We start from the raw sequence: 26,860 nt of genomic DNA on the forward strand, positions 1-26,860 counted from the left end.
TATTGTACGTACAAGTTACAATGTAGGAATCCAACGATTTGTGATGGATTCCTCTGTTTTGTCTGTGCTATTCTCGGTTCATCACTGAACCTCGTTCAACGAGCTCCGGTTGAAACACGGTATCTTTGTACAAGTTACCTTCTTCAATCATCCCGATTAATTGTCCTGCTGCCATCTCACCCATCAGCGTCTTCGGATGGGTCAACGTCGTCAACTTGGTTCCCAGCGCTACTGCAAGATTGGAATCGTCGAAGCCCACGATAGACAGATCCTCAGGTATGGACATTCCGCATTGAATCGCTGCTTCCATCAGAACTATCGCTAACTGATCGTTGTAGCAAATGAATCCGGTAGGCCGATCTTCCTGATTGGAGCTCAACAATTTTACCGCTTCTCTATACGGAAGTTCTCTCTTTTGTTCCGTTGTATAAGTAATGACACGATTCGAGGCAACGGCGATGCCATGATCACGATGTGCTGCTAAAAATCCTTTTAGTCGATTTACGCCCTGCATGTCATCCGTTTTAAAAAAACCGGCTATCGACTGGTGTCCATTTTCAAATAAATGAGCCGCCGCTTTGTATCCACCCAGTTCGTCATCTACCTTAAGACAAGTACATTCAAGCTCACGGTATCTCTCATTGATCATTAAATAAGGGATGCCCTTCTCCTGCAGCTCCAGGTAAAATCCAAGATTCGGATTGCCTTCTGCACTCTTGGTCGGTTCTATAATAAGTCCGCTAAGCGGTTGGCTCATCATGAGCTGAAGACTTTCCCTCTCTTTGTCTTTGTTGTTGTCTGTACTGGAAAGAAGGAGTCGATACCCGCGGCTTCTTAACTCCGCTTCTGCCCCGCGAACAATGTGAGGAAAAATGTAGTCCGATATATACGTTGTAATAATCCCGATCGTCTTGACTTGTTCACCTTCCCAGCGCTGCGGGTTTCTGGCGAATGTTCCTTTTCCTTGAATGCGTTCCAGCCAGCCTTCTTTCTCCAGTTCGCCAAAGGTTTGTCTTACTGTCTGCCGGCTTAAGCTGAATTGTTCTGCGATTTCATTCTCGGAAGGAAATTGTTTGCCGGGCGATAGCTTACCAGATTGGAGCCACGACAGTAGTTCATTTTTCAACTGTAAATATTTAGGTAATCTTTTTGTCTTCATTGTCCACCTCAGCCACCGAACATTTATTATATCCGCTATTGTATCACAGGCCGGGCGAAAGCGGAGGATTCCCTCTTTCTCTGCTAATCTGTTATTTTCCCAAACGATATGCAGCTTCACTCCAGCGTAATTCGTTCTTGAACCGGGCTACTGAGGTATCCTTGTCGATGATTACAGCTTCAATTCCAGCCATTTCAGCCCAATCCGTCAGGTTCTCTGCAGTAATTACATAAGAAAGAACTGTATGATGTGCGCCTCCTGCTAAAATCCATGCTTCTGCTGATTCCCGAAGGGAAGGCTGTGGTTTCCACAGTACACGCGCTACAGGCAGCTTCGGCATTGGCTTTTCAACCTTCACGCCGTCTACTACATTAACAAGAAGACGGAAGCGGTTGCCCATATCTATAAGTGATGCGTTGACCGCCGGGCCATCCTGTCCGTCAAACACGATCCGTGCAGGGTCCTCTTTGCCGCCGATACCTAGCGGATGAACCTCGATGGAAGGACGTGTAGCTGCAATAGTAGGACATACCTCCAGCATATGCGCTCCAAGAATCATATGATTACCTGGCTCAAAGTGATATGTGTAATCTTCCATAAAGGACGTACTCTTGTTGTTAGCGAGAATTTTCAGTACACGGGTGAGCGCTGCAGTTTTCCAGTCACCTTCTCCAGCAAAGCCATAACCTGCTTCCATCAATCGTTGTACTGCAAGCCCTGGAAGCTGCTTCAAGCCATGCAAATCTTCAAAGGTTGTAGTAAAGGCTCCAAAGCCGCCTTCCTCCAAGAAACGCTTCAGGGCTATTTCGATTCGTGCTTGATAAGCAATGGAATCCCGGACTTTTCCTTCGCTCAGTCCAGCTTGAGTAATCGTATATTTGTCTGCATATTCGTTAAGTAAAGCTTTTACTTCAGCATCGCTTACTTGATTGAGCAGGTGAACCAGATCGCCGATGCCGTATCCGTTCACCGACCACCCAAATTTAATTTGCGCTTCAACCTTATCGCCTTCAGTAACAGCAACTTCGCGCATATTGTCTCCGAAACGTGCTACCTTGAGGCAACGACTTTCCGCAAATGCAACTGCGGTTCTCGTCCAGCCTGCAATATCGCTTCTTACCTCGCCATCTTCCCAGTGTCCAACCACGATTTTACGGGCGATACCAAGCCGGGCGCCAATATGACCATACTCACGATCACCATGAGCCGATTGGTTTGTATTCATGAAATCCATGTCAATTGATTCCCAAGGAATGTCACGATTGAATTGCGTGTGGAAATGCAAAAGCGGCTTCTGTAATTGCGACAGTCCTCTAATCCACATTTTCGCCGGTGAAAAGGTATGCATCCAGGTAATAACACCGGCGCAGGACTCATCTCCGTTAGCTTCAAGCAACAGCTTATATATTTCATCCGTGGTCGTTACAATCGGTTTGAATACAATCGGATACGAGAAGACAGGATCTTTCGATAGCTGCTCTGCAATAATGCGTGAATGCCCTGCTACCTCATCCAATGTCTCCGGTCCATACAAATGTTGGCTACCGGTTACAAACCAAAATGAATACGGTTTCAATTTCATCACTCAAACGCCTCCCATTAATAATTGCTGTAGATAAATTGCGATGAATATTAGTTATTTGATTTTACTTGTATGTACATTCAATGATATATTACGTTATTTTTAAAAATGTACGTACAAGTTGAGATGACTTTATTGTATATCCAACATATTCAAATGACAATAGGAAAATGACCAAATATGCAAAAAAACTCCGACTGCTTTCGAAATCCGAAAGCAGTCGGAGGGAATTTTAGCTTCTAAAGGGCGGTATATTCTGGACTCAAGCTCCTACCTGTCACCCGTTAAGTTAACGGTCTCCAGAGACCTTATGATCAGAAAAATGGGTAATTTGCCCAGTTCAACGGACACAGCAAGCCTTAATTGGCTATTTTGACACTGATTTGGTGTGATATTAGCTCAATAGTGGCGCTTCTGTCCGTAAGATTGTTTTTCTATTCTATAGAAATGATACTTGTACGTGTCTCGCCATGTAACCTTACTAGAAATCAGTCGATAAAATACGATCCAGCGGAATCCATCTATAGTCTCCGTCCGGGAGATGCACCTTAATCTCTCTGCGATAAGTTTGCACCGCTGTAACGATACCGCAAACCTCTTCCTGCTCAAATTCGTCAAACAACTGCATTTTTACACTACGATGATCATGATAAGACTCCGCCAGCGTACGCTCAATCAGTTCAAGCTCCTGACCATCCAACGCTGGCATCGAACGCATTAATGGCTCGCGATTTTTTCGAAGAATCGCTTCCTTATGCTCAGGGAGCATCATCCGGGATGCCCACAATCCGTCACCATTTAATTTATCCCCCACGAAGAACACCTCTATTATTGTGCTGTATCTTGCTGCAATTCCAAGCTAAAATGCGATCCAAACGAAAAGCTCTCGGCTCCCCAGTCACCATACAGGTTGCCCTGACCAAATCTCCCCGTATCCCATGAATTTTAATATGACGCTGCGTAATTTTCCCGGCACGATCCATATAAATAATCTCCACAATCTGACCTGTATATTTACTCACAAGCGTCACCAGAATCACCTCTTCACAATTCAAAATAGGAACGGATGTTTCTATTATATGCGAACATTTGTTCTTTATTCAATGCAATCAATTTGGGCCATTTGAAAAATATAGGGAATTATTAGTGCGGCGAGGCTCCTGACACTGTTGCAGTTTTCGTATGATGGTCCCAACTGACTTTTGCGCCAAGAGCATCGCAGATTGTGCGAAGAGGAACATAGGTAACCTGATCCATCTGCTTCACATTCTCGATTAGCTTGCCGTTTATGATCACTTTAACCGTGGTTTCATTAATAGGAGCCAAGACGTCCTTTTTCCGCAATCCTAAATACTTGGCGATTCCAATGGCATGCCCGTTCACTAGTAGCTTGATTATGTCTGTCTGCTTCAGCTTGTCGGCATCATTTTTTACATCGATAAACAGATTTTCAGTCAGCACGGCAGGCATTCGGGATTCCCGGCACATGTGCAAATTTGCCGCCTTTTGTCCGCGGTCGTTCACACCGTATGACTTCAAGGCAGACATGATTTCGGTATGCAGCGCATGTTGAAGATCGGCTGTGGCAATGGAAGCCGAGGTGTAGCGGAAGGATTCGAATCCCCCAGCTCCTCCTCCAGCATTGCAATGGATCGATACGAGAATATCCGCTCCTGCAGCATTTGCCTTATTGGAGCGTTCTTTCAGCTCCAGGAATACATCCGTGCTTCGTGAGAGCCCGACCTGCACATCTTCATATTCGCTTTCAAGCTTGTCCTTAATGGCTAAGGATAAGACAAGAGCAATATCTTTTTCCTGAAGACCGTGGCCTGTCGCCCCCGGGTCCTTCCCGCCGTGCCCGGCGTCGAGCCAAACTCTTTTCATGGTTGATCAGCCCCCTTCCCTTTCAGCACTTCAACAGCCTTCCGCAATACAGGCGGAATCGGCGCCCCCATCCGGCCCGCATTTTCCAGAAAAGACAGCAGTTCATTTGCCAGAAAAAAGAAAATGGCCGCATCCCTGAACAAATGCGAATTCCCAAGTGCAGAATCGACCATATGCGATACCGCAACGATCGCGAAGATCGACACCTTTTTAGCGATGCCCCATACACCTGCTGTACTGTTCAGTCTGCCCTCTTTTGCCGCCGCCCCCACACCCGTCACATAGTCAATAATCACAAAAGCCAGCAAAATGTTCAGCAAGGAAGACCACCCCCCGAATAAAAATGATGCTGATGAGCCAATCACGGCTATAAATACCTTTGGTACACTATCCACGCTTATCATCCCCTAAATTTAATAGCCCTCGGACTAGCTCCGAGGGCATAAAAAAAAACGCCTTGCAGCGCGTTCTTGATTCTTATGCTTCTGTCAAAAACTCCATACCGCTGTCCGTCAAGATCTCTCTTACTCCTGCTTGAAGAGATGTAGGTACTTCAGCAAATTTAGTCTTACTTAGAATAACCCGCTGTGCAAAAAACATCGCCATCATAAGCTCACCCCCTCACACGCGAGACATAAACCAATAAAATATGCGAGTGATTAACTGTAAACCTGTACGGCCATTTCAGCTATACAATCCTCAATAAAATCCGCTCGGTCAGATAGGGCGGTATTCTGCGCTTTGAGCAAAGTGTTTTCTCGCTTAAGCTCGTCCACCTCTAAACTTAGCGGCTTCTGATATACTGGCTCCTGTGGCTCCGGATCGCTAGGATCGAGGTAGCTAAACTCTAATTCTAACGTGTCCGGATTTACACGGTATCCGTTACATTCTGCAAAGTCCTGAGCGTACTGGCCGGATTCTAGTGTTAATACACCTAATGATTCTCGATCATAATTCCGCAAATCAATTAACATGGCAAAGTCCTCGTCTATCGTTGTTTCCCTGACGTCTCCCCTAGACTCGTTTCTAGCGACAATCACAGCGCCATTTGCTTTTTGATAATAAATTTTTCTACCCAAAAACATGTATCCTGCCTCCTAACTTAATCATAAGCCCACCACGTAAAACTCGTACTTGTCATATTACTGGGTACTGGTAACCCGAACCCTGTAGCTGTAACGGCCAGTGGCCCATCCAGTTTATAATCGCCCAATGACCCACCTGAAAAAATCAAAATATCCGCTGCGGCGTTTCCCCCATAATTTAAATCCACTGAGTAAATGACGAGCGTGGTTCCACTGATCAAAAAAATAAATTTAGGCTTGAACGTTAGATTTGTATAGGTTACAACACTCACAGTGCTTTGAGTTGAATTTGGCCGTTGAACCGAAATAGTACCAGCGGAACTAATTATAGTTCCCTGGGCCGAATGCCCAAGCCCAACGCTTGCTATTTGTCCGATTTTTGACGCTAATAAAGACCAAGTATCGTTTGCGGATGCTAAAACTCCCTTGGCGTTAATCGCATCCGCAATGCTGTTTTTAGCATTAACGCCAGATTGAAAAAGATCTAGGGACCAGGGATACCACTGTCCAGCATATCTCATTCTCATATACATAGTGGGGACTGTATTTTCAAGCATTGTAGCCCTTTGCATACAAAAGTCAGTATTTGCGAATTGGAATACTTCAATGTACCACCAATGGGCCACTGAATTAGGAGTATTGAGTAGCGATGCTCCGAGATACTGTCCACTATTAAAAACTGTATCTAGGTCCGCGCCACTTATATCAATACCCACACCGCTATCTTGTGTAAGTCTATGTTTCTGCCAAGGCTTTTCATTAACATAAGTCTTGGAAGCTTTATCCGCCAATTGTGTAGTAACAGTGTTTGAAAAGTTGGTCAAATTAGTTTGTACTGTCGCTGCTGCATTGACCCCCTCAGTACCTCTGTCATATGCGGCTTTGACCGCCTTCTCCGAAGCCGCTACATCGCTTCTAGTTCCATTCGTCGCATTGGAGAGCGGGATATCTATATCCTGAAGCTCCTCCCGAACCTGGCCTACGGCCTCATCGATTTTATCCCAGTTGTCATTCAGCATCGTTTGAATGTTAAACGTATCATTTCCATCAGTCGCCGGGTCCTTCTTTAATAATTCAAGATTAGGTGTATTACTGGCCAACTGGATCACCTCCTGCAAAATTTAATAAAGGTTCTTGTTCAAGCTGATCAAGCGTCATCACTCCATCAATATCTCGAATCAATAAATAACTGAATTCGTACTCCACTTTCATATGCGCAGGCTTAATTTCCTCAATAACTTCTTTCAAATCATCGAGATTTGGAGGAATACCTACCGTATCCACAAAATGAATCGTAAAGCTCCACGCTTGCGGTTCAAAGGTGACATTTACAGTTCCGCCATCATAGGCCTCCGCTACATTTTTAACGAGTCGTCCGGAAAATTTCCCGCTGCCGCGCAGCTTCGATTCAACGACCGCACGGCGTTGCTCAATGGGCTTCAAATAGTCGCTTTTTATTCCCAACTCCTGCTCCCAACGCTCCAAGCCCCAGGTTGCTGTCTGAACAAAAAATTGCTTCAATAGCTCATCCAGTGTGTCAAACAACGAGTCCAGCTCACTCCCCTTGGCATTCATATCCGCATTCATAATACGGGAATTTTCATAATACGCCGGAAGAAAAGAGAACATTTCACGCCCTCGCTTGCTGGTCATCAGCGACTCATTCATTCACACTCACCGTCCCTAATACGGCGACCTGCCCCGTCCCAATTTCCAGATTTGTATCCTGATTGCTGTTTACGGTTAATTCGGAGTAATCAATAATCGGCGGAATGTCCAATAGAATCGCCGCAATACGTGTGTACCTGACTAGAGGGTCCTCAAAAGCAAGCTGCTTGAGATACCCCTTTACCCCAGTAGAAATCAGATTCTGAACATCAGCCAGTGAAGCTCCGCTAGCGAGTGTCAGCTTGACGCTGATATTAACGGGTACTTCCTGCGCAGGCATTACCGAAACAACGGCTCCAGCCGGGGCCATGCCCTCACCTTGACCATCCTTAGTCGGATCGATGTATTGCTGGACCGCTTGTACAATTTCCGAGCTTGCAGCACGCTTTTCAGTATCCAATAAATAAATCCCTACCGTTCCCGGCCCACTCCAGAGCGGAATAACCTGCACTCCGCCTACACCAGCGACCTCTCCGCCCCATTTCAAGTACTGCGCTTTATTGCCGCTGGTCCCTTGATTTCGTACCTGCAAATAATAGCGTTCAAGTAAAGATTCATCCGATTCAATGTCCGCTCCGCCAAGTATTTCGTGTTCATTGGTTACCGCCGAAATCCCCGATATCGGAGTCGACATAATCGTAACAACCCCTGCTGGCACGTTTCCATTCTTTCCGGGGATAACCGCACGAATCGCAATAGAACCCTCACCGTTATCATCCAACGTTACAGATGACAATGTCTCATATTCCATTGACGCTTCCCCTGTCACTTCATCTGCAGGAGTTGCAACAATAGAGCCTGCTGGTACCGTTTTTCCCGGCGTTCCTCTGAACGCAGCTTGTCCTGTCGCAGCGACCGCCGCTCGGCGCACAACCCCGTGCTCGGCTGTCCGAAGATCCAAATACGCCCCAAACGTTGTACTCGCAAACCCACGCTCCAAAACCTGCTGCGCCCAAGTCGCCGCTTCGGATAGCATAAAAGCCGCCGGAGCCTGGGAATCCCAAATAAAAGAGCCCTCGGCTTTATCGATATCCGCGGGCACCCGGTTCAGCATTCGCTGCATAATAAGTTCTTCCGTCTGCTCTTCCAAAAAGATCGGCAATTCCGACATTATACCGATACACCTCCTTCTAAAGTAATCGTTTCATCCCGTACATTTTTTACGTTGCACGTAAACTGGCAGGCATCTGAAGACCATTCGAAGGTGAAGCTGTCTACGCCTGCCGTTCTGGGATCTACCGTGAGCGCTTCCGTCATCATTCGTTCGATCTCTGATTCCAGGACAGCACGACTATAGCCCCTGCCAATCAAATCATCATATTCTTGACCGTAGTCCCGAGAATAGATCAAGTGACGATATCGGGGTGTTCGTACCGCTTTTTCACACCACATGACCCATGCCGCCGTATCTACTGCTGTTGATATTTTCCGAGTAGGGCTAAAAATAAAATCTCCAGCTTCAAAATCAAACAGCCAGCTTCTGCCAAAGGTTATATCCGCGCTATCCGAATCAACACCGTTCTCCGGCATCCATACGGTATCTTCAGGAAATAAACTAGCCACCACTGCTCACCACCCTGCACATCACGATGACATCCTTGCCACCGTTACAATTTAAAACTACCACTCGATCGCCGGGCTTAAGCCCCGCAGCCAGATTGATATTTACGTCCTCTATCTCCGACTCCTCAAAATCAAATCGCATTCGTTGCGAGGATTCCCCCAGAGGATTACCTTCCGCATCTATTAAAGATGTCGTTGTTCCTAAGAGGTGAAACGCAGGAAATTTCAACGTCACAGGAAAATCTGCAACCAAATAATCCTGAATTTCATGCTTAAACTGATCAAGCTTTACTCCAGTCGCGGTTATCGTTCCAAGCTCGCTTGTAATCCCGCTTACCGCATTACGGGTATATCCGGCTATCTGCTCTCTGAGCGAGCCAGCCAGCTCTTTATAAGGATCATCCATAATTCAGAAAATACCTCCTTTTCACAAGCTCAATAGAGCCCAGCTCTAATGACATGTGACCAGGATCGCCGAGCTGGTGAGTCACAGACATGACGATTAGCTTCAGCCCGCCCAGTTCAACCTTATCCCCTGCCCGAAGTGTATTGATATCCAGACCGCTCACCGAAAAAGTTTCCTGTATGCCGGTCAGCATGGCATTTCCTAATTTTTTTGCAGCAGCCTCTGTTTTAACATCCTCATCCTGAACCATCCGCTGAAGGGTACCGAGCTTAGGAATCAGGTCAGAGGAAACAACAGCTAGGACAGGAGAGGGGGCTTCATTTCCTGCTGTTTCCCTGCTGCCAAGGACCTTGACCTGCGTAACCGCACCTTCCAGCGTTCGACTCTGACTGACCTCCTCAATAGCCTGAAGCTTCCAAACCGTAGTGTTGCTACCGATTTTGAACAACTCCAGCCCTGCCGGAGTCATTCGGGGAATGTACATGTCCCCGCCGGATTTCACCGTTTCCTGTAAATCGGCAGTTATCATTTTGTACAGCGGCTGCGTACGATAGATGGCTTTGCTCAGCTTTTGCTTCGTATCGGGAACATTAGCCAGTTGAATGCCCCAATCCTTTGCATATTTTTTTAATCGTTGGCTTGCTGTACCTCCTGCTGCAAAAAGATATTCGTCTTCCGATTTAGCCAAGTAAATGGTACGATCATACACGTTAAGCTGCAGATGCTTCGTGCTGTTATTGCTGCTGTTACATTCCCAAATGACACCGGGGTTCAGTAAATAAACTTTGTTACTCCCTGCCGGAAAAGGGGTTCCGCTAATTCGAATAACCTGGCCGGGAGCAAACGAAATTCCCTCTTCGGGAACCTTTAGCTGAATGTTTGCGTTATAGGAAATTTGGTCCAGCGAATCCGTTAAAGAGATACTTTCAATCAATTCTCGCAAATAATATTTGTCCTGCAGTACCACCTCATAGCTCATGACGGAAGCACCAGCCTTTGTCCTGCTCTTATCAGATTAGGATCAGAGCCGATTGCGGCTTTGTTCAGATTGTAAATGTCCTTCCATTTGGTGCTGCTTCCCAGCTCCAGCTTGGCGATTTTGGATAAGGTATCACCCGACTTGACCGTATAAGTTTTGGATTTACTTTTCATATCAGATCGACTGGTAGAGGCTTTGCCCGCATTTTTTCCGGCCTGCGTGTGTATTTTCGGCTTTCGCCAAGTGCGCGCTGTAAAATCAAAATTAATATCCCCAAGCTCGCCACCTCGAAACGTGCTGTTATGTGCTGAAATCAAAACATAAGCATTGATGACTTTTCCAGTTGGTCCCGCAATAATTAAATGAACGGGTGTCTTGCTATTCATCATTTCTGTTAAACGATGCATCGCGTCCCTAGGATCGGGGATTTCAGTATAATTACAATACGAATCGTTATATACCGCAGGAAAAAAAGAAGAGAAGGTGATCTCCTTCACCTTCTCTCCATTGGAGAAATCGAATTCTCCTAGATTTACAATATTGACCGTCTCTATTCCCTTTCCTCGAGATATTGATATCTCTTCAGGATCAACGGGGAAGAAAAAATCATTGCCAACTGCATCAGTTAGTTGAATAGTCAATGCAACACCTCCTTATTTCACATTTTGCATAGCGAATCGAACCTGACTAGCAATTTTCTGACCCGCAAGCTCAGCTAAAAAATCATAATTAATTTCGTCTTTGTTGACTGTTAAATTGATGGAATCCTTATCAACAGACACATTAATTTGCTGAGGAGGTATATTTGTTCCCTGACCATAGGACTGACTTAAATTCAGATTACTAGGCTGAAATTCTTGATATCCCTCTGCTTTTCTTGAAAAAGTTGGACCTGATAATCCTGCTGCTGATGCACCAACCATAGAAAGGCTGCCAGTACTAGAAGGAATACCCTTCCTCTTATTCTTTTTCGATTTTTTAGAAAATTTATCATAAAAGAAGCCACCTAATTTATCACCAATAAAATCTCCAGCAATCGAACCAAGCGTAGCCCCTATTACCGTACCCGCTCCTGGAATAATCGAGCCAATAGCTCCTCCTATCGCTCCTCCAGCAATCGAAAGAGCTGCGGATCCTGCTGCTCTTGACTTGTCTCGTTTCGAATCAGCAGCAGCAATATTACCTACATCCATAAGTAATCCAGCCGGGCCGGGAAGAAGTTTACCAGCCTTACCCAACCATTTTGCTCCTTTTCCAAGCCATTTACCACTTTTCTTTAATACCTTCGATCCATTCTCTTTAAGCCATGAGCTGCCTTTTCCAAGTTGTTCTTTTCCTTTTTCGAGCAATTCAGGAGCATTGTTCATAAGTACCCCTGCGCCCATGCCAAGCAATGATCCTAATCCTGATTTTCCTTTAAAACCAAGAGCTGAGCCAGATCTAAAAGAAGCCCCTCCCATCCTTGAAGATCTACCTCTTCCTGCTCCTGCAGAATTGAATGTATCTGTGGATCTAGTTCTCCGTTCTGCTTTTTTTCGATTTGATGATTTACTAAAATCTTCATCATTCGAATCTAACTGACCACCAAATGATCTTATACCTCGTCTATTTCTTCTGTTTTTTTTCTTCTTTCCATCATTTTCCGACCCGGAACCATAACCATCTCCCATAAGTCCACCGCCAGAGCGACCTCGACCACAATTGCACTTACATATACATACACATTTGCCTTTTTCGTCGTCTTTCCCAGTAGCTTTACCAATTAAACTTTTGACCCCATCTTTTAAATAATCCTTAACTAAATCCCCACCAGCTTCTTCTACTAATTTGATTGATTTATCGAATAAACTCTGAAAAAAACCTTTATCCTTACCTGGATCGCCTTGATTGGTATCTGAACCTGAACTACTCGCTCCTCCTGCTCCACCTTGCGACCCTCCGGAAAGAATAAAGGCAATGTTCTGCGAATTAATTTTTGCAAGAAATGCATTAAAATAAGCTTGACCAGCTATTTTTCCAGCTTCTGTGTAGGTTTGCTCATTCTTCAACAATTCCAATAGTGGCTTGCCAACTACTGTATTCCAATCCACACCCTCGACTGAAATTCGCCAGGGAGTTTGAGTCAAGGACACTAGGGATGAACGAATCACTCCAACATCCGCGGACACATGATCAATGAGCGAAGCTATCGGTTTCACGATCGTTCGATCTAATCTGAACAGATTATCCCGTATTCTAGTGACTGCCGGAGTTAGCCGATCATCCAGCGTGATTTTTGGATTTATTCTGGTCTTACCCAATGCATCAAAACGTTTCTGTGTCTGCTGTAGCATTTTATCGAGACGACTTAGCTTTTTCTCAGTTTCATCGATATCCCGGCTATTAATCTCAATATCCAGTTCAAAATTTTCTTGACCTGACAATATCTTTACCTCCTTTCTCCACGAGGTACTCTACCAGAGCTAGAAGAAGCCGAAGATGCATTCATCTCCAGCTCCTTCTCCGCAAAAGCTCTCAATAACAGACGCTCTCCTTTGGGAAGAGACCAGAACACCCCGGGGCGAAGACTATGCCTTGTCCACAAATGAAACAACAGCGTTGTCATGCCACCGGAGTCGATTAGTTTTTTACGTCATCGATGTCCACTCCAAAGCCGGAAATTTCGAGCACTTTGTCACCTACGGCATCCAGTTCTCCAGCAAGAAGCATACGACGAACGGCCTCTTCACCGCCGGACAGCTTCAGTCTGCTAACAAGTCGATCATCTCCCCAGCCGCTTAGCTTCACACTTTGCTCGCTACCATCACCCAGCTTTTTAACAACCTCCAAAGCCGCAGTCGCTTCTTTAATCAACGCCGCATTAAACAGCTCACTGTCGATTTTTTCGCTGACCTGACCTTTTAGCGTCTTGCGAACCGTACAACGTTCACGAATCGAATCAACCTTACTAGAGGTTAAGCCCCGCAATGTAATGCGCAGGCTTAAGCGTCCAATAAAAACGGCCTCTTCCGGCAGGTTGGCTGCCGTCTCGAAGAGACCGTCCAAAATATCTTGCTCATTCAATGGTTCATGCTGATTCATACTCAAAAATCCTCCTCTTAATTAAGATGCCACAATAGGATCAAGTAAATTATAGGACTCAAAAGTAAATGCCGTTTCCTCTTGCACTTCTTCTCCTGCTGTCCAGTTAGCCAGTTGAATCTTATCTACCATGCAGTTAACTAATTCGACCCGTTCAAAGCCGTAAGCTTCAGGATCATCCAGCTTGTGAATAATGTTGAATTTCCCAAAACCTCGTAGAATCATTTCCGAAGTCACTTTGTAACCACTCATTGTGCCTGTGCCCTTTTTACGACCAAGCTTAAACACTGTATATTCCGTGCCGACAAGATTAAGCTCACGTTTATCAGCTTCTACGTTTGCCTCCAAATGATTCAAGTTCGATTGCCAGACTCCATCAATAAAAATCTGACCGAACGTTCCCATAATTACGCGACCTGGATCTAAGTATTGTGCCATTGACTATTCCCCCTATTTATTGCACATAAAATGTGCCGAAAATTTGTTCCATAACATCGCTCGAATCCGCCGTCCACGACAGGAATACCTGGTCATCTTCAGGTGTAAACTGCGCAGTACCACCATAGAATCGCGGATCCAATAGCACATCAAAGCCTGTTGCTTCAATGACACTTTCAGAAGCCAGTGTCTGCAAATATTGCTTTCCTGCAGCAATAAGCGCAAGACGACCTTCCGCAGTGTTATTCACTTTGCCGATGTAATGATCCTCAGCCAGCTTTTGCAGATCCGAATTAATTTGATCGATCACCCGAATTTTGCGAATTTTCTTCCAGCCCTTATTCAGACCATCCCGAACAGTAGTCAAAGTATTTACGCCACGAAGCACCTTCACTTTACGCCCATCATGAACGAGCAAAAACACACCATTTCGAACCCCTTCTTCTTGTTCTGAACGCGTCCAACGACGTGTAACGTCATCAAATGGCGTTGGTGCATAGGTAGTTGATTCCTTAAGGGCTTGCCCAGCAATCAGACCTGCAACCCAAGCAGCTACTTGAGCGGAAGAATACTCTTTATCATTCATTTTCACGCCTGTACCCACATTGACGATGCCTTCAAAATCAGCAGCAACACTGCGAGCAATGCTTTTGCTTACTGCATCGCTGCTTGTGTCATCAGCTTTGGCACCACCAAACACAGCCATAATCCCTCTGCCTTCTTCACGCACTCGCTTCACCCAAGCTACCACACTGGTACGAAGAGCAGCATCGCTAACACCATCAAGCGTAAGAACATGGAAATCCTGTGTTTCAAAAACTTCTGTAGCCGCAATATAATCCGCATTGGTGATACCTGAAATACCACTATTGCCTCCAGTGAAAGCTGCACCCGCAACATCTGCCAATGCACCATCACCGACTTTTTCTGCAACAATCCACTTATTAGCGGAGTCCTCATTAATAGCTGCAACAGCATCTTCAGCAGTTCCGGCTCCTATTGAAATAGTACGCAGCAGCTTGTTGGCCTCATACAATTTCAATTCCTTTTGGCCCGCCAGAGCAAGGCTAGATTGAATCGTAACCTTGAAATCATTACCGCGTTGACCAGTATATTTTGCTTGGAGTACTACAGCATCTTCAGGTACAGATAAGCTGTTTTTCAGTGTTACTTTCGCTTCTGCAGCCGAGCTATCCGCCAAACGATATGCAAGCAGCTTCTTAGGCCCGCCCAGCAGAGAAAGGTACAGCGTTGAAAATGCTGTCGCGCCGTCTGCTTCACTACTGGAGAAAAGCTCGTGAATAGCCGATTCACTTGATACTTCTACAAATTTCCCAATAGGACCCCAATGAGCTTTTACCGGAGCAATGACTACGCCACGCGCCCCTGATTCGATTGCCTTTTCAGCCGCACCTACAAAGTTCATGTACAGACCCGGAAGTACCGGTTGATTCGTTAAGCTCCAATTTCCTCCTGCCATGCTACTTCACCTTCTTCTTCATAAATTGTTGTACTAAATCCTGTGCTTCCTTTACTGTTAGCACTTCTTTATCCGTGCTATAGAAAGCGCCAGCCATCACTTCAGGCTTCACACCTGCTACAGCTTCTGAGTTATTAATTATCTCTGCAACCGAATAGGTTGGAGACGAAGTGACCGATCCTTTGGAAACTCCTTTTCGTTCTGCCAAATTTCTCACCTCATATTTGATTTGTAATGAACAGATTGCATTAAAGAAACCTCTTGAGCGGGATAACTTCCCGTTCGTCGGGTTAGAGTGACGGTTAACTGACCGTCCGTTGTTTCAGTAGTAGCGGCATTTTTTAAGCTAACCTTCGGATTACTGATACTCAGATACCGCCGATCTTCAGTGCTTAGCGGGATCTTGACCGCTGCTCCCAAGGCTTCAGCAAGCTTAAGCACCGCAGCAGCTTCTTGATTGCGGGTACTACCGACAGCAGTTGCTGACAGCTGCTTTTCCAGTTCATAAGAGGATAATCCAAGCTGCCGCAAATCCATCCCTGATACCCGCCACATGATTGCAGGAGTCGAATAACTGCCCGGCCATTCACTGAGGTATACAGACCATTCATTGCCTAAAATTTCTTGCGTCCATGCTCCGACTACAGCAAGCCATGAGTCATCGACGCTTGTCGGTTCGTTCAAGCTACTCATCGTATGGGCCACCTCTGCCTTTCCTAATATTCTCTGTTGTCAACAATGGTTTCACCTCCTCTCCAGCACTTCCAGCCCGAGTGCAACATGGACGACTGCAAAACTGCTTCGTACCTTCCCAGCGCCCCCAAATACATCCTTTACACAACTCGGACTGTTTCCATTCGAAAGTGGGTAAACGAATCACATTCTTTCTTTTCAAAAGAATCCCCCCAACAAAAAAAGCCACTGTACAATTCAGCGACTCGAAACAATATGTATAATGTTTTTCCCTCTATGAGTTAGGAAGCTCTCACCCTGTCCCCCATTTCCCACACTACAAATTTAACACGTAAAAAGTCTAATAGAGGGTCATGCCTTGGACAAAAAGCGGACATATGTTCGTATTTTTCAATACTACGTTGCCAGGTATATCATTTAGATCAGCGATAACCACTTGAGTATGTATTGCTGCAAAATAAAGGAATTTATTCCTTTATTTTGCGATAGTGAGGTGGAAATTTTGGTAGCGTAAAGAAGTTTGTGTAAGCTCGTAGAGTTCTTTCAAGGTGAATCAGTGTTCACCAGCGCCTTAATTATGTCTTTCTAATTCAGCTTGTCCGCATCATTTCTTACATCGATAAACAGCTTTTCAGTCAGCACGGTAGGGATTTTGGATCCCAGCGCATGTGCAAATTCGTAGCCTTTTGTCCGCGGTTGTCCACACCGTATGGTTTCAAGGCAGACTTGGTTTCGGTATGCAGATGTTAAAGGTCGGCTGTAGCGAAGGAAGCCGAGGTGTAGCGGAAGGATTCGAATCCCCCAGTGCATAATCGACCATATGCGATACCGCAACGATCACGAAGATCGTTACACCTGCCGTCTGTTCAGTCTGCTCTCTTTTGCCGCCGCCCCCATACCAATCACATAGTCATTAATCATAAAAACCAGCAAAATGTTCAGCAAGGAAGACCACCCACTAATAGAAATGATGCGGATGAGCTGGCGAGGGAACAATTACTCGTAATGCGTTGTCCATAGATTTCCCTCCTATAAATATGAATAGCCCTCGGAATGTCCCGAGGGCGGTACTAAAAATATAGACTTACTTCATTTTAAAGCTCTATTCTTCAGCAATCATATCTCCGTCACTATCATAAATTAACGTAACGTTCTACATTATATATAATATTTCCCTCCTGATTGTAATAAGTATCAGTTCTGGTTGTATATCTTGGAGAAGTTCCTCCACTTAACAAAGAACTTTTTAATAAAGTACCACCCTCTCTGAAATACTGTACTGATGTGAAGATTCCATGTTCATCTTTAAGTGATCTAACAATTCTAGCATAACGGGCTACAAGATCCATTAACATGCTGATCTGTGTCTCAAGTTCTTGCTGTTGACCAGCGAACCCACTAATTTCCTGCAATAAAGGTTCTATCTCTTTTTGTAACACATGCTTTGTATTGTAAGGCGTCATTAATTTGTGTAAAGCTTCTCCTTGTTCAGCCTCCAGGCTAGTGGCTATTGAATCATTAAAAAGATAACTTCTAAATCTAGCTGATGAAGTAGGGGTTAGTTGAATTACATTTCCGGATGCATTAGTTATCAACGTTCCCAATACGGCATCTCCTAAAAAATCAACATTGCTGTATGAAATATCCGTAATAACCTGTCCACTATACATTTGACCATCAGTAGTATCGCGTATAAATTGGATAACTCCTTTACTTCCATCGGCCTTAAAATAATGTATATCTTGCAAATAACTAAAATCGTTTAACTCGATTTTATGAATATTAATTGAGCTATTAGTGGACCCCGAAAAATTGTAAATAAGGAATTTTGAATCTGATGCCATATTATTTCTAATTTCCATATTCTTAACTGTTAGATTAGGCAGTTTCAACTTCGCTCTAGGAACATTATCACCTGCTACATAATTAAGCTTAATTAACGAAATGTCAGTATCTTCTTTAATAACATTAATATTCTCAAAATGCAGAGTACCTGAATAGATAAGTCCATACGTATTATTAAGATTAACCAGCGTCCTACCACCCAAATTTGGGTTCATATAATGAATAAAGGTCGTATCCTTCACTGAAACTTTGCCTGTTCCATACCCTAAATTGATTCCCCAATCATAAATAACACAGTTTTCAATATTAATATCTCTGAAATAATTATGGACATCAATTCGATTCAATGTGCTATTTTTTATACTCCATTCCTTAACAGAATTTGATCCAGTAGCTCCCCAGTACCCCTGAAGATTACAGTTAGCCATCCCAACCTTAAAGCTCTCCATAATCCGAATCGCATATCCGGATGAATTTTTTCCATCTGTTGTTGTTTTACCTGCAATATTATTTCCTGAGATATTATTAACCTGAACATTATAACTATCTTTCACCGTTATGACAGAGCCTTTAAAAGAGACATTTGTTAAGCTGTTCATTTTAGGATCGAGAACAAAATCCGTAATCAATGTATTATGTCGTCTGTTCCTTAAAAATCCCATCGTAATATTCGGAGTCGTTTCAATACTTAGCCGACAGCCTTTAAATGTCAGCTTTCGGCTATTATATTTTGTATACTTAAAATAATTCAGATTAGTATCCGCACCATCATATCCACTAATTAAAGGACCAAAGCACATCCCCATCATTGTATGGAACATCAGTTCACCACGAAACTCATCTGTAACCAAGGTGTCATCATATCTGATACACCACTTGTTTCCATCTTTTATATGAATTACTGAATTTGTAGGCAAGCTATTATCCTCCATAGGAAAATAACTTGTATCTTTCCGCAAATCCGATTTGTTAATTAGAGATTCATAGGAATACACATTTATATCATCATTTAAAATATCATACCATCCAATACAATTATCATTAGTAATCCGAATTGTAGATCCACTTAAGTCAACATCACTCTGAACCTCTAAAAAGATTGAATTGGTTTTAAAAATCGTGCCAAATGAATTTTTAAGCGTTACCTTATTTGAGTTACAATAAGAATGCGCTTTAAGCATATATGGATAATCATCCGATACACCGTCTAATTTAGCGCCAAGCATCCGATAATTAATACAGGATTCTTCCCTGATGTTTGCATATAACCCATCACCAAGGCTGATAGACCAAGGTTCTTCAGTATCTGAGACTACATAATGCGCCTCTCCCCTATCATTTACTTCGTAAAAACCTAATGTTTTTACAAACATGCCTGAAAATACCTGATTACTGGTCAAACTATTAAGCGAAGGAAAAACGAAATCAATCGGTGGTAATTGATAACTCGGCACTTTACCTTTGCTATCTAATGCAGCATATCCACTAGGAACACCTTTATTATGCGAGTCCTCTTTCAATTTAAATTCGTTAAAGTCTGCTGCAGACAAAATCCCGTCTTCTTGTGCCGAAGCATTCGGGATCGTATTAAACTTCGTGTCTATCTCTTGCTTCGTATACTTGTCGTTCCACAGAGTTTTTAGTTCATCTCTTATTGACAGGTCCGGTGCCGATGCCTCTCCTTGAATTAAAACATCCTGACTACTAGATATAACCTGAACAACTCTACCATCTTGCCCTTTTTGTGATAATACCTTCCAATTACTATAACTAGTGTCAGGAGCTTGGTTAATTGATTCGTTTATGCACATATAACTTGAACCATTATAGATGACTATATTATTAGGATAATAAGTCTTCGTATCACTGTACTCTCCTTGATGGGACGTGCGGGACATTACCTCTGAGACCTGCTGACTGGCATCTGTCGCCAAGGATAGAGCGCCATTTGCTGAAGCAAGAGCTGTTCTAACATCATCAATAGCAGCTTGAGCATGAGTAACGGATTCTTCTGCTGCCTGAGCAGATTCATTTGCCCGATCTCTGGCTAAATTTGTCTCCGTTGTTGCTGTATGGGCAGATGTAGCCGATTCATTCGCTAAACGACTTGAATTGTTGGCCTGTTCAATAGCTGATTCTGCTTCCTCTAATACTTCAGCCACGATTTGAGCCTGTTCTTTAGCATAATTACCTTGTGACTGGGCAAACTCACCCTGTTGTTCAGCATATTGTGCTTGAATCTTGGCAAAATCACCATGTGACTGGGCGTAATCTGCCGCATCATTTGCTCTCTGTTTAGCAGTATCTGCTGCAGCTATCGACTGATTAGTAGCCTGAATCACCTCGTCAGTTCGCGATATTGCTTGCAAACCTTGCTCTTTAGCATAGTCCCCTTGATTTTGAGCCCAGTTTCCTTGTTCGGTAACTGCTTGATGTGTAGTTTCAATGAGCTCAAGCTTAAGGTTAACATCATCAACCATACCAGAAACGGTATGCTCAACCTCTTCAATTTCATCCTTCAATTCAGCCAAAAACTTTAGATTGTCTATAGCATCACGTCCACTATCATAGAGATCTTTTAGCGTCTCTACAACTTCACCATCCTGCTCCTGAGTCCAAATGCGAGCCACGCTGATATAATGATTTCCTCTTCCCTTATATATAAGAGTTAATTCTTCACCTTCCGCATCGGAATGAAAATAAACAATACCTTCTATATAATCAACCCGATATTGATTCCGTTCCAATTCATCTAACGATGTACTTGGAACCTCTACGTAATTATCAATTTGTACCTTATTTAAGAAGACCGGGATTTCATTAAGCTGAATCGTATTGTTGATCACTTTTTTGGATTCCGTAATGTCAATGTAAGGATCATCAATTATACCTGATCTATATTTGGAAATTGTGCTTTTTTGATATTCAAAGGATGACATACATTTCCTCCTCACCACTATCATTTTATTTTCCAAAGCAAAAACACTCCCTAAGCATAGAGAGTGCCTGCTTCAAAGCTAAAGTATTGAATTTAATGACTCCTTCAATCTGTTAATGTCACTGGCATAAATAAAGTCACCTGCAACTCTATTATTAGGCACAGAGGTTGGCGGCGACATACCTTTAATCGCGTTTACCAGTTCATTATAGTAAGCAGCTTTAAACTCCATTCCCTTGCTCACCGTAGTAAAAGTTGAATTTAACAGCCCTTTATATGACCTGAATTCATTAATCCTTCCGCATAATCTGCTCCATTCATTAGCAGTAATATTAAAAGCATACCCGGAATACTTGCCATTGTCCCATTCGAAATTAGCCGGTCTATTTTTTTTGGTAGTTACGCTGTAGGAGGACATACTGGACTGCGCACCATCTCCATCGTATGCTTTTACACCTAATGAATAGCTCGTATTTGGCAGCAAGTTGTTAAAGGTATATCTTCCGTTACCTTCAGAAGTTGGGGAAACACTACTCCCATTTAAATAAAACCAATAACCAGATACATATTCATCATCCGATGAGGCCACATACATCGTCACAGAATTTACTCCGATTTGTGTGGGGTACCAGGAACTAATTGTCGGTGCTGAATTTGGTATGGTTGTATCCCTGTAAGTCTCCATACCACTAGTATTATAATAAATATCAAAAGCCTTTACACCAAAGGAATATGCCGTTCCTGGGTTTAGTCCTGAGTAAACATAGCTCCCGCTTGAACCATACATATTGCCAACAGAAGTACCGTTTAGATAAAAGTAAAAGCCGCTTACACCTGAATTATCGCTTGCTGAAACATACATTTCCGCCGATCTTTTCTTAATTGAAATAGGCCTCCATGTATTTATAGATGGAGGTGTACGATCCGGTTCGCTCGGTGTTCGAATCGTAATAGAATCTGATCCCAGAGTATTCATGCTGGAATTATAAAAATGTACAGTCAATGAATAGGATGTATTTCCTTGCAAACCAGTATAGGTATAATATTTAGTAGCAGAAGAAACCGGACTCGAAAAAGATTCAAGAGAACCAGCCCCCACACCATTTCTAAAAAAACGATAGTAAGCAGCCAATCCTCCACCGCTTGTAAAGCTTGCTGATACAGGAATTCTGTTATACTCTACTGCCCCTGATACCTGAATAGATACTATGGCCAATACGTCCCCTCCAATCAAATGATTTATGGTAAATCGTAGGAAAAATCACTATAATAAACTCTATATAGAAAAGACACCCTTTATAGAAAGAAGTGACCTTATGAAAAAAATAGGCTATTTATTTATTGGTTTGATTCTAGGACTAGCCCTATCTGTAGCGAGTCCCGTGTTTGCACAAACTGTAAAGTCCATTACCGCCAAGATTAATAGTTCAGTCAGTGTTGTTGTGAACGGAGAAAAAGTCAAGCTTAATGCTCAACCTATCAATTATAATAATCTGAATTATTTACCTGTTGGAGAGATCAGTCGGGCACTGGGTATGAATGTTAGTTACGACAAGGCTAGTGATTCCATTAATATTGTTGATTCAGGTAGTGAAAATATTGATAGCAACCCTAACAAACAAACAACAACTGACGAATCTATTAAAAATGAACAGTCTCAAACTCAACAAAGTGAGATTTATTATTTAATTTCTGAAGTTGAAAACGAAATTAGTACTTACTTTGTTAGGTTTGAAAATAGTAAGGTAGTTATTAGGGTTGGTGGAAGCAGTGGAGAAGAACTAACAATAAATCGGATGAAAAGTGTACATGATAAAGAAGGTAATTCTTACTTCCCAGAGTCATTTTACCTACAATACCTTACCAAAGAGCAACTAAATAAATTCCAAAAATACACATATGACTCTAATACAAGTATAACAACACCTGTAAACTAAATACAGGTGTTGTTATTTAAACTTCGCAGAGCCTGCATTAGCTAAAACCCACGGTTGGGTTGCTATTTCTTCATATCCTATACCAGAATTGATTCCCACAGAACTAGAAACTATTTCTATCCCAGAAAATCCAGATATAACCAAACCATTGGTTTTAAACGTAATGCTCCCTCTCCCAGGAAATACGATAGTTTGTGGAGCACTACTTTGAGCATCCATAAAAATTATATTATTCCCAACCTTTAAATCAGTCGTCACATCAATAGTTGTGTTAGAGGTTATGCTGCCGCAATTTTCGTCTGCTGAATGTAACTGGGTAATACAGGAATATAAGGTTGATTTGATATCTGACCCCAGCTTATCGTCGCATTAGGCCCCATTCTCACATTTCCGCAGCTAATCTCCACCGATTCATTTACCCCGGCTACGATATCTCTTTTAACGGCATTCCAGGTATTATCAATAACCGAAGCAACTTCGTTCGCTGTCGTTGTGGCGTCATCCCATTTTGTTCTGCTCATATCGACTACATTGGATGAATGCACTGATTTATATAGATTCTGTAAAAAGCGATCCTCGTCAGTCAAACAAAATCATCTACGATGAATATATCGGAATATGAGAGCATAAAAAAATGGAAAATAAACGTATTATTGTGTAAGATATACTTGCAGGTAAAAATACCTAAATAAAACAATTGAAAGTGAGTGAATCTAATAAATATGAAGAAACTAGGCTATGTGTCTTTTGGTCTGATTCTAGGACTAGCCCTATCTGTAGCGAGTCCCGTGTTTGCACAAACTGTAAAGTCCATTACCGCCAAGATTAATAGTTCAGTCAATGTTGTTGTGAATGGAGAAAAAGTCAAACTTAATGCTCAACCTATCAATTATAATAATCTGAATTATTTACCTGTTGGAGAGATAGGTCGGGCACTAGGTATGAATGTTAGTTATGACAAGGCTAGTGATTCCATTAATATTGTTGATTCAGGTAGTGAAAATGTTGATAGCAACCCTAACAAACAAACAACAACTGGCGAAGCTGTTAAAAATGAACAGTCTCAAACTCAACAAAGTGAGATTTATTATCTGAGTACTGAAGTTGAAAAAGTGTTTAAAATACAATATGTCAGATTTGAAAATAATAAAATTGTTATTAGGGTTGGTGAAAGTGAAAAAGAACTTATAATAAATCAAAAGCCAAGTAACACTGATAACGATGGGAATTTCTATCGTCCAGAATCGTTTTATTTACAATATCTTACTAAAGAGCAATTAAGCCAATTCCAAAGATACATATTTGATCTCAGTGGAAGTAAAGCAACACCTGTAAATTAAAAAAACAGGTGTTGCTTTACTTCTATTTAAATTTAGCATATTCTACGTTGGCCAAAACCCAAGGTTGTGTTGCAACTTTTTGAGATCCTTCTCCTGAATCAATTACTACGGAACCCGCCACCAACTTAAGCTCTTGAAATCCAGATATCACCATTCCATTTGTATTAAACGTAATACTCCCTCTCCCCGGAAATACGATAGTTTGTGGAATGGTACTTTGACCGTCCATAAAAATTATATTATTCCCAATCTTCAAATCAGTCGTCACATCAATAGTTGTGTTAGAGGTTATGCTACCGCCTCTGATCTCTGCACCATTTATTTTTGTTGCGTTCATCGTCCCGGCGCTTATTGTCGGCGATTCAATATATGTGGAACCAATTTTTGTGTGCTGAATGTAACTGGGTAATACAGGGATATATGGTTGATTTGATACCTGCCCCCAGCTTATCGTCGCATTAGGCCCCATTCTCACATTTCCGCCTACTACCAGATCTTCAATGGCGGATACCTTTATTTTGTCATCGGTCGTGAGAACATCCTTGCCTTTGACTTTCAAGCCTTGGGCATCGATTTCTCCGCGTATGACAAGGTTTCCCTTGGATACATCATAGAATAACTCTTTAACCCATTGTCCTGATGTATATTTTTCAAAGGAAAAGCCTTCTGTAGCGTTTAATTTTGTTCGCACCAAATTGTTATTTGTAGTGATGACCAGGCCATTGGCTGTGTCAATGACTACCCCATTATACGCCCGTCCCATCTGAACCAAGCCATCTTTAAACTGTGGATCTAGCTGATTGGCTGGCAGCCCCCCTTCAATCGTAAGCGCAAGCCCCATGATTTTGACACCGGTCTGATTTACACTAAAGGTCTTGTTACCGGCCGCATCCGTTGCATCGATCTGCAGATTAACCCCGGCTAAAAGCTTTCCCATTACTCGCTCAGCTACGATCCGATCCGGTAAAATAGCTGTCTTCCAGCTGTTACCGCCATCCTGTGTAAGAGCAATTTGCCCGTGCTGCATCACAATGTATTTGTCAGGATCGTTAGGATCTTTAATCAGAATCCCTTTACGGCTGATCTCCACCGATTCATTTACCCCGGCTACGATATCCCTTTCAACAGCATTCCAGGTATTATCAATAACCGAAGCAACTTCGTTAGCTGTCGTTGTGGCGTCATCCCATTTTGTTCTGCTCATATCGACTACATTGGATGAATGCACTGATTTATATAGATTTTGTAAAAAGCGATCCTCGTCAGTCAATAGTTCCTTGGCATTGGATACCGTAACATCAATCGATGATTCCTCATAATCAAACTCTATTTCTGTGACATTTGCCCTCATGCTGATCCCGAGCTTCTCGTGCTCAACTGTAATCATATCGCCGACCACAAGCTTGTTCCACTGATGCTGTTCAGTCAATATTTCAAAAAAATTAATGAGCGATACCTTGGCTACAAGCTTGGGCTCTCTAAGCTTCTCAAATTCTCTTTTCCCATCCTCAAGGAGATCCATCGGATCATCATAGATGTCGCTGGAAAATTCCTTTTCAATAATAAATGCATTTAGCTCTTTTAATTCATCGGCCGTAAAATTGTTTTCCATGTTCAGTTGATCCTTCAAGGCCTTAATGGACTGTTCTGTAACACTGATTTCCTGACTTAATGAGTCTATTTGAGCCTGCTTTTGGGTCAGTTCACTTGACTTGTTCTTTTTCTGTTGAATAAGATCACTAGTTGATTGACCTGTTCCGTTAGCCGTATCCAGATTGTCTTCAATGACCAGAAGCTGTGTATACAACACTGCATACTCATTTTCTTTTACACTAAGATCTGCTTCCATATTACTCTTTTGAGTTAACAAAGCCTGGAATGAACTGGATTTAGAGTTCACTAACGTTTCGTATTGAATCAGCTTAATGCATAGATTATCGCTTAAATAATCACTATGTGAAATAATATGGCCTTGACTGTCCTGCTGAAAAGGATACATAAAATACGAAAAATCCTGAATAAAATTCGTTCCCAACGGGTTCACCGATTGTATGGAAAGTCCGTCTTTGCCAAATAGCTTCAAACGAGTACAAAACTCATCGAAATTTGCTTCTTGCGTCACATCCTCCATCAGCCTGCCAAATGAAGTGCGGAAGCCTTTATTTTGACCAAAATGCTCAGGATCATAGAAGCTGATTTGCCTGTTGTTCGTATCCCACACAATAAGAGAATGAAAGGTCGTCGCCAGCTTTTGAACACCTTCAAGAACGGAGCCGCTATGCTCAAAGGATCGATATTTTAAATCAAATTGCACATCAATGTAGCCAATGTTCCAAATACTTTGTTTCAATAGATCCCTGAGTATCGCAGTAATATTATATGATTCGACACTGTAATCCTTGATTAATTTTGAATTGAGCTCATAGCCTAAGCTAAAGCATTGCACAAATACGGAGTCTCTATCATTAGAAGACTTTTCAATTTTATCGATAATATAATATTCCTTGTAGCTCCCCTTCTCAAAACGAAGTAAAAAACGGGGCCTCACAGAATCAAGATGAGTATTTTTCTTCAAAATACCGCCCAAGCCTGTAATATATAAAGGAAGCTCAAAGGATAGTTCATTTATATTTCCTAAACTGACTGTTTGCTTGATATGAAATGCCTCCGCAAGCTTGTGGTACGTTGATCTTCGTAAATCCGGTTTACATAAAAACAGCTTTGGTTTAATTAATTCTGTATCCATAATAAGCTCTGTATTCATTAAGTCGATCACATTCTC

Annotated in this window: 28 protein-coding genes; 2 read left to right on the forward strand and 26 right to left on the reverse strand. The window is 42.6% G+C overall.

Annotated elements, in window-relative coordinates; genetic code table 11:
- Positions 1–67: 67 nt before the first annotated feature.
- The 24 genes from BLS49_RS03710 to BLS49_RS03825 form a co-directional block, all read right to left on the reverse strand.
- Positions 68–1,159: a GntR family transcriptional regulator gene (locus BLS49_RS03710; RefSeq protein WP_091226811.1), complete on the reverse strand. Its 1,092-nt coding sequence runs from the start codon at positions 1,157–1,159 to the stop codon at positions 68–70.
- Positions 1,160–1,250: 91 nt separating this feature from the next.
- Positions 1,251–2,741, reverse strand: coding sequence for an L-arabinose isomerase (araA, locus tag BLS49_RS03715; protein ID WP_091226813.1), 1,491 nt, complete (start codon positions 2,739–2,741; stop codon positions 1,251–1,253).
- Positions 2,742–3,222: 481 nt separating this feature from the next.
- On the reverse strand, positions 3,223–3,555 hold the full coding sequence (locus tag BLS49_RS03720) for a YolD-like family protein (RefSeq protein WP_245742257.1): 333 nt from the start codon (positions 3,553–3,555) through the stop codon (positions 3,223–3,225).
- Entirely contained in the window at positions 3,545–3,772 is a 228-nt protein-coding gene (locus tag BLS49_RS03725) for a hypothetical protein (protein ID WP_425432105.1), read from the reverse strand. The genes BLS49_RS03720 and BLS49_RS03725 overlap by 11 nt, the downstream gene beginning before the upstream one ends.
- Positions 3,773–3,884: 112 nt before the next feature.
- Positions 3,885–4,625, reverse strand: a complete 741-nt coding sequence (locus tag BLS49_RS03730; RefSeq protein ID WP_091226815.1) for an N-acetylmuramoyl-L-alanine amidase — start codon at positions 4,623–4,625, stop codon at positions 3,885–3,887.
- On the reverse strand, positions 4,622–5,029 hold the full coding sequence (locus BLS49_RS03735) for a phage holin family protein (RefSeq protein ID WP_091226816.1): 408 nt from the start codon (positions 5,027–5,029) through the stop codon (positions 4,622–4,624). Before BLS49_RS03735 ends, BLS49_RS03730 begins: the two co-directional genes overlap by 4 nt.
- Before the next feature lie 73 nt (positions 5,030–5,102).
- Complete coding sequence (locus tag BLS49_RS25485) at positions 5,103–5,234, reverse strand: hypothetical protein (RefSeq protein WP_281243688.1); 132 nt, start codon at positions 5,232–5,234, stop codon at positions 5,103–5,105.
- Positions 5,235–5,284: 50 nt separating this feature from the next.
- Positions 5,285–5,710, reverse strand: coding sequence for a hypothetical protein (locus BLS49_RS03740; RefSeq protein WP_245742258.1), 426 nt, complete (start codon positions 5,708–5,710; stop codon positions 5,285–5,287).
- 17 nt (positions 5,711–5,727) lie between these two features.
- Entirely contained in the window at positions 5,728–6,810 is a 1,083-nt protein-coding gene (locus BLS49_RS25160; RefSeq protein WP_091226817.1) for a tail fiber protein, read from the reverse strand.
- Complete coding sequence (locus BLS49_RS03750) at positions 6,800–7,378, reverse strand: YmfQ family protein (protein WP_091226818.1); 579 nt, start codon at positions 7,376–7,378, stop codon at positions 6,800–6,802. Before BLS49_RS03750 ends, BLS49_RS25160 begins: the two co-directional genes overlap by 11 nt.
- Entirely contained in the window at positions 7,371–8,489 is a 1,119-nt protein-coding gene (locus BLS49_RS03755; RefSeq protein ID WP_091226820.1) for a baseplate J/gp47 family protein, read from the reverse strand. The genes BLS49_RS03750 and BLS49_RS03755 overlap by 8 nt, the downstream gene beginning before the upstream one ends.
- Positions 8,489–8,941, reverse strand: coding sequence for a DUF2634 domain-containing protein (locus tag BLS49_RS03760; RefSeq protein ID WP_425432106.1), 453 nt, complete (start codon positions 8,939–8,941; stop codon positions 8,489–8,491). Before BLS49_RS03760 ends, BLS49_RS03755 begins: the two co-directional genes overlap by 1 nt.
- Positions 8,934–9,347 (reverse strand): hypothetical protein, encoded by a 414-nt coding sequence (locus BLS49_RS03765; protein WP_175471288.1) that lies wholly within the window; start codon positions 9,345–9,347, stop codon positions 8,934–8,936. Before BLS49_RS03765 ends, BLS49_RS03760 begins: the two co-directional genes overlap by 8 nt.
- The gene (locus tag BLS49_RS03770; protein ID WP_091226822.1) at positions 9,340–10,326 is read right to left on the reverse strand and encodes an XkdQ/YqbQ family protein; all 987 of its coding nucleotides are present in this window, start codon (positions 10,324–10,326) and stop codon (positions 9,340–9,342) included. Before BLS49_RS03770 ends, BLS49_RS03765 begins: the two co-directional genes overlap by 8 nt.
- Positions 10,323–10,967 (reverse strand): LysM peptidoglycan-binding domain-containing protein, encoded by a 645-nt coding sequence (locus BLS49_RS03775; protein ID WP_091226824.1) that lies wholly within the window; start codon positions 10,965–10,967, stop codon positions 10,323–10,325. The genes BLS49_RS03770 and BLS49_RS03775 overlap by 4 nt, the downstream gene beginning before the upstream one ends.
- A gap of 12 nt (positions 10,968–10,979) precedes the next feature.
- Positions 10,980–12,383 carry a hypothetical protein gene (locus tag BLS49_RS03780; RefSeq protein ID WP_139173094.1) on the reverse strand — a complete coding sequence of 468 codons (1,404 nt, stop codon included), beginning with the start codon at positions 12,381–12,383 and terminating at the stop codon, positions 10,980–10,982.
- A 562-nt stretch (positions 12,384–12,945) separates the two neighbouring features.
- On the reverse strand, positions 12,946–13,407 hold the full coding sequence (locus BLS49_RS03785) for a phage tail assembly chaperone (protein WP_091226827.1): 462 nt from the start codon (positions 13,405–13,407) through the stop codon (positions 12,946–12,948).
- 21 nt (positions 13,408–13,428) lie between these two features.
- On the reverse strand, positions 13,429–13,845 hold the full coding sequence (locus BLS49_RS03790; RefSeq protein ID WP_091226829.1) for a phage tail tube protein: 417 nt from the start codon (positions 13,843–13,845) through the stop codon (positions 13,429–13,431).
- Between the two features lie 16 nt (positions 13,846–13,861).
- Positions 13,862–15,325, reverse strand: coding sequence for a phage tail sheath subtilisin-like domain-containing protein (locus BLS49_RS03795; protein WP_091226830.1), 1,464 nt, complete (start codon positions 15,323–15,325; stop codon positions 13,862–13,864).
- A 1-nt stretch (position 15,326) separates the two neighbouring features.
- Positions 15,327–15,533, reverse strand: coding sequence for a YqzN/YkzM domain-containing protein (locus BLS49_RS03800; RefSeq protein ID WP_091226832.1), 207 nt, complete (start codon positions 15,531–15,533; stop codon positions 15,327–15,329).
- 5 nt (positions 15,534–15,538) lie between these two features.
- Positions 15,539–16,018, reverse strand: a complete 480-nt coding sequence (locus BLS49_RS03805; RefSeq protein ID WP_091226833.1) for a hypothetical protein — start codon at positions 16,016–16,018, stop codon at positions 15,539–15,541.
- Positions 16,019–16,867: 849 nt separating this feature from the next.
- Positions 16,868–17,014 (reverse strand): phage holin family protein, encoded by a 147-nt coding sequence (locus BLS49_RS25490; RefSeq protein ID WP_091226837.1) that lies wholly within the window; start codon positions 17,012–17,014, stop codon positions 16,868–16,870.
- Between the two features lie 137 nt (positions 17,015–17,151).
- On the reverse strand, positions 17,152–20,802 hold the full coding sequence (locus BLS49_RS03820; RefSeq protein WP_091226838.1) for a coiled-coil domain-containing protein: 3,651 nt from the start codon (positions 20,800–20,802) through the stop codon (positions 17,152–17,154).
- A gap of 78 nt (positions 20,803–20,880) precedes the next feature.
- On the reverse strand, positions 20,881–22,017 hold the full coding sequence (locus BLS49_RS03825) for a fibronectin type III domain-containing protein (RefSeq protein ID WP_091226840.1): 1,137 nt from the start codon (positions 22,015–22,017) through the stop codon (positions 20,881–20,883).
- Positions 22,018–22,117: 100 nt separating this feature from the next.
- Here BLS49_RS03825 and BLS49_RS03830 point away from each other — a divergent pair, with 100 nt between their 5' ends.
- On the forward strand, positions 22,118–22,738 hold the full coding sequence (locus BLS49_RS03830; RefSeq protein ID WP_175471290.1) for a stalk domain-containing protein: 621 nt from the start codon (positions 22,118–22,120) through the stop codon (positions 22,736–22,738).
- A gap of 278 nt (positions 22,739–23,016) precedes the next feature.
- On the opposite strand, the gene BLS49_RS03840 is transcribed toward BLS49_RS03830, so the two are convergent.
- A complete protein-coding gene (locus BLS49_RS03840) occupies positions 23,017–23,325 on the reverse strand; it encodes a hypothetical protein (protein WP_091226845.1) in 309 nt (102 codons plus the stop codon).
- A gap of 135 nt (positions 23,326–23,460) precedes the next feature.
- On the opposite strand from BLS49_RS03840, the gene BLS49_RS03845 reads away from it, so the two are divergent.
- Positions 23,461–24,078, forward strand: coding sequence for a stalk domain-containing protein (locus BLS49_RS03845; RefSeq protein ID WP_091226846.1), 618 nt, complete (start codon positions 23,461–23,463; stop codon positions 24,076–24,078).
- 22 nt (positions 24,079–24,100) lie between these two features.
- Here the strand turns inward: BLS49_RS03845 and BLS49_RS03850 are convergent, their stop codons facing one another.
- Positions 24,101–26,854: a phage tail protein gene (locus tag BLS49_RS03850; protein WP_091226848.1), complete on the reverse strand. Its 2,754-nt coding sequence runs from the start codon at positions 26,852–26,854 to the stop codon at positions 24,101–24,103.
- Positions 26,855–26,860: the final 6 nt, after the last annotated feature.

It is taken from the genome of Fontibacillus panacisegetis (genome assembly GCF_900102215.1).
Classification (GTDB): domain Bacteria; phylum Bacillota; class Bacilli; order Paenibacillales; family Paenibacillaceae; genus Fontibacillus; species Fontibacillus panacisegetis.

Bases quoted from the DNA above. Each gene is read 5' to 3' on its own strand.
- BLS49_RS03790 (WP_091226829.1), bottom strand. From the start codon at position 13,845: ATGGCACAATACTTAGATCCAGGTCGCGTAATTATGGGAACGTTCGGT.
- BLS49_RS03805 (WP_091226833.1), bottom strand. From the start codon at position 16,018: ATGAGTAGCTTGAACGAACCGACAAGCGTCGATGACTCATGGCTTGCT.
- BLS49_RS03785 (WP_091226827.1), bottom strand. From the start codon at position 13,407: ATGAATCAGCATGAACCATTGAATGAGCAAGATATTTTGGACGGTCTC.
- BLS49_RS25485 (WP_281243688.1), bottom strand. From the start codon at position 5,234: ATGATGGCGATGTTTTTTGCACAGCGGGTTATTCTAAGTAAGACTAAA.
- BLS49_RS03710 (WP_091226811.1), bottom strand. From the start codon at position 1,159: ATGAAGACAAAAAGATTACCTAAATATTTACAGTTGAAAAATGAACTA.
- BLS49_RS03765 (WP_175471288.1), bottom strand. From the start codon at position 9,347: ATGGATGATCCTTATAAAGAGCTGGCTGGCTCGCTCAGAGAGCAGATA.
- BLS49_RS03770 (WP_091226822.1), bottom strand. From the start codon at position 10,326: ATGAGCTATGAGGTGGTACTGCAGGACAAATATTATTTGCGAGAATTG.
- BLS49_RS03795 (WP_091226830.1), bottom strand. From the start codon at position 15,325: ATGGCAGGAGGAAATTGGAGCTTAACGAATCAACCGGTACTTCCGGGT.
- BLS49_RS03830 (WP_175471290.1), top strand. From the start codon at position 22,118: ATGAAAAAAATAGGCTATTTATTTATTGGTTTGATTCTAGGACTAGCC.
- BLS49_RS03730 (WP_091226815.1), bottom strand. From the start codon at position 4,625: ATGAAAAGAGTTTGGCTCGACGCCGGGCACGGCGGGAAGGACCCGGGG.
- BLS49_RS03755 (WP_091226820.1), bottom strand. From the start codon at position 8,489: ATGTCGGAATTGCCGATCTTTTTGGAAGAGCAGACGGAAGAACTTATT.
- BLS49_RS03735 (WP_091226816.1), bottom strand. From the start codon at position 5,029: ATGATAAGCGTGGATAGTGTACCAAAGGTATTTATAGCCGTGATTGGC.
- BLS49_RS03845 (WP_091226846.1), top strand. From the start codon at position 23,461: ATGAAGAAACTAGGCTATGTGTCTTTTGGTCTGATTCTAGGACTAGCC.
- BLS49_RS03750 (WP_091226818.1), bottom strand. From the start codon at position 7,378: ATGAATGAGTCGCTGATGACCAGCAAGCGAGGGCGTGAAATGTTCTCT.
- BLS49_RS03820 (WP_091226838.1), bottom strand. From the start codon at position 20,802: ATGTCATCCTTTGAATATCAAAAAAGCACAATTTCCAAATATAGATCA.
- araA (WP_091226813.1), bottom strand. From the start codon at position 2,741: ATGAAATTGAAACCGTATTCATTTTGGTTTGTAACCGGTAGCCAACAT.
- BLS49_RS03740 (WP_245742258.1), bottom strand. From the start codon at position 5,710: ATGTTTTTGGGTAGAAAAATTTATTATCAAAAAGCAAATGGCGCTGTG.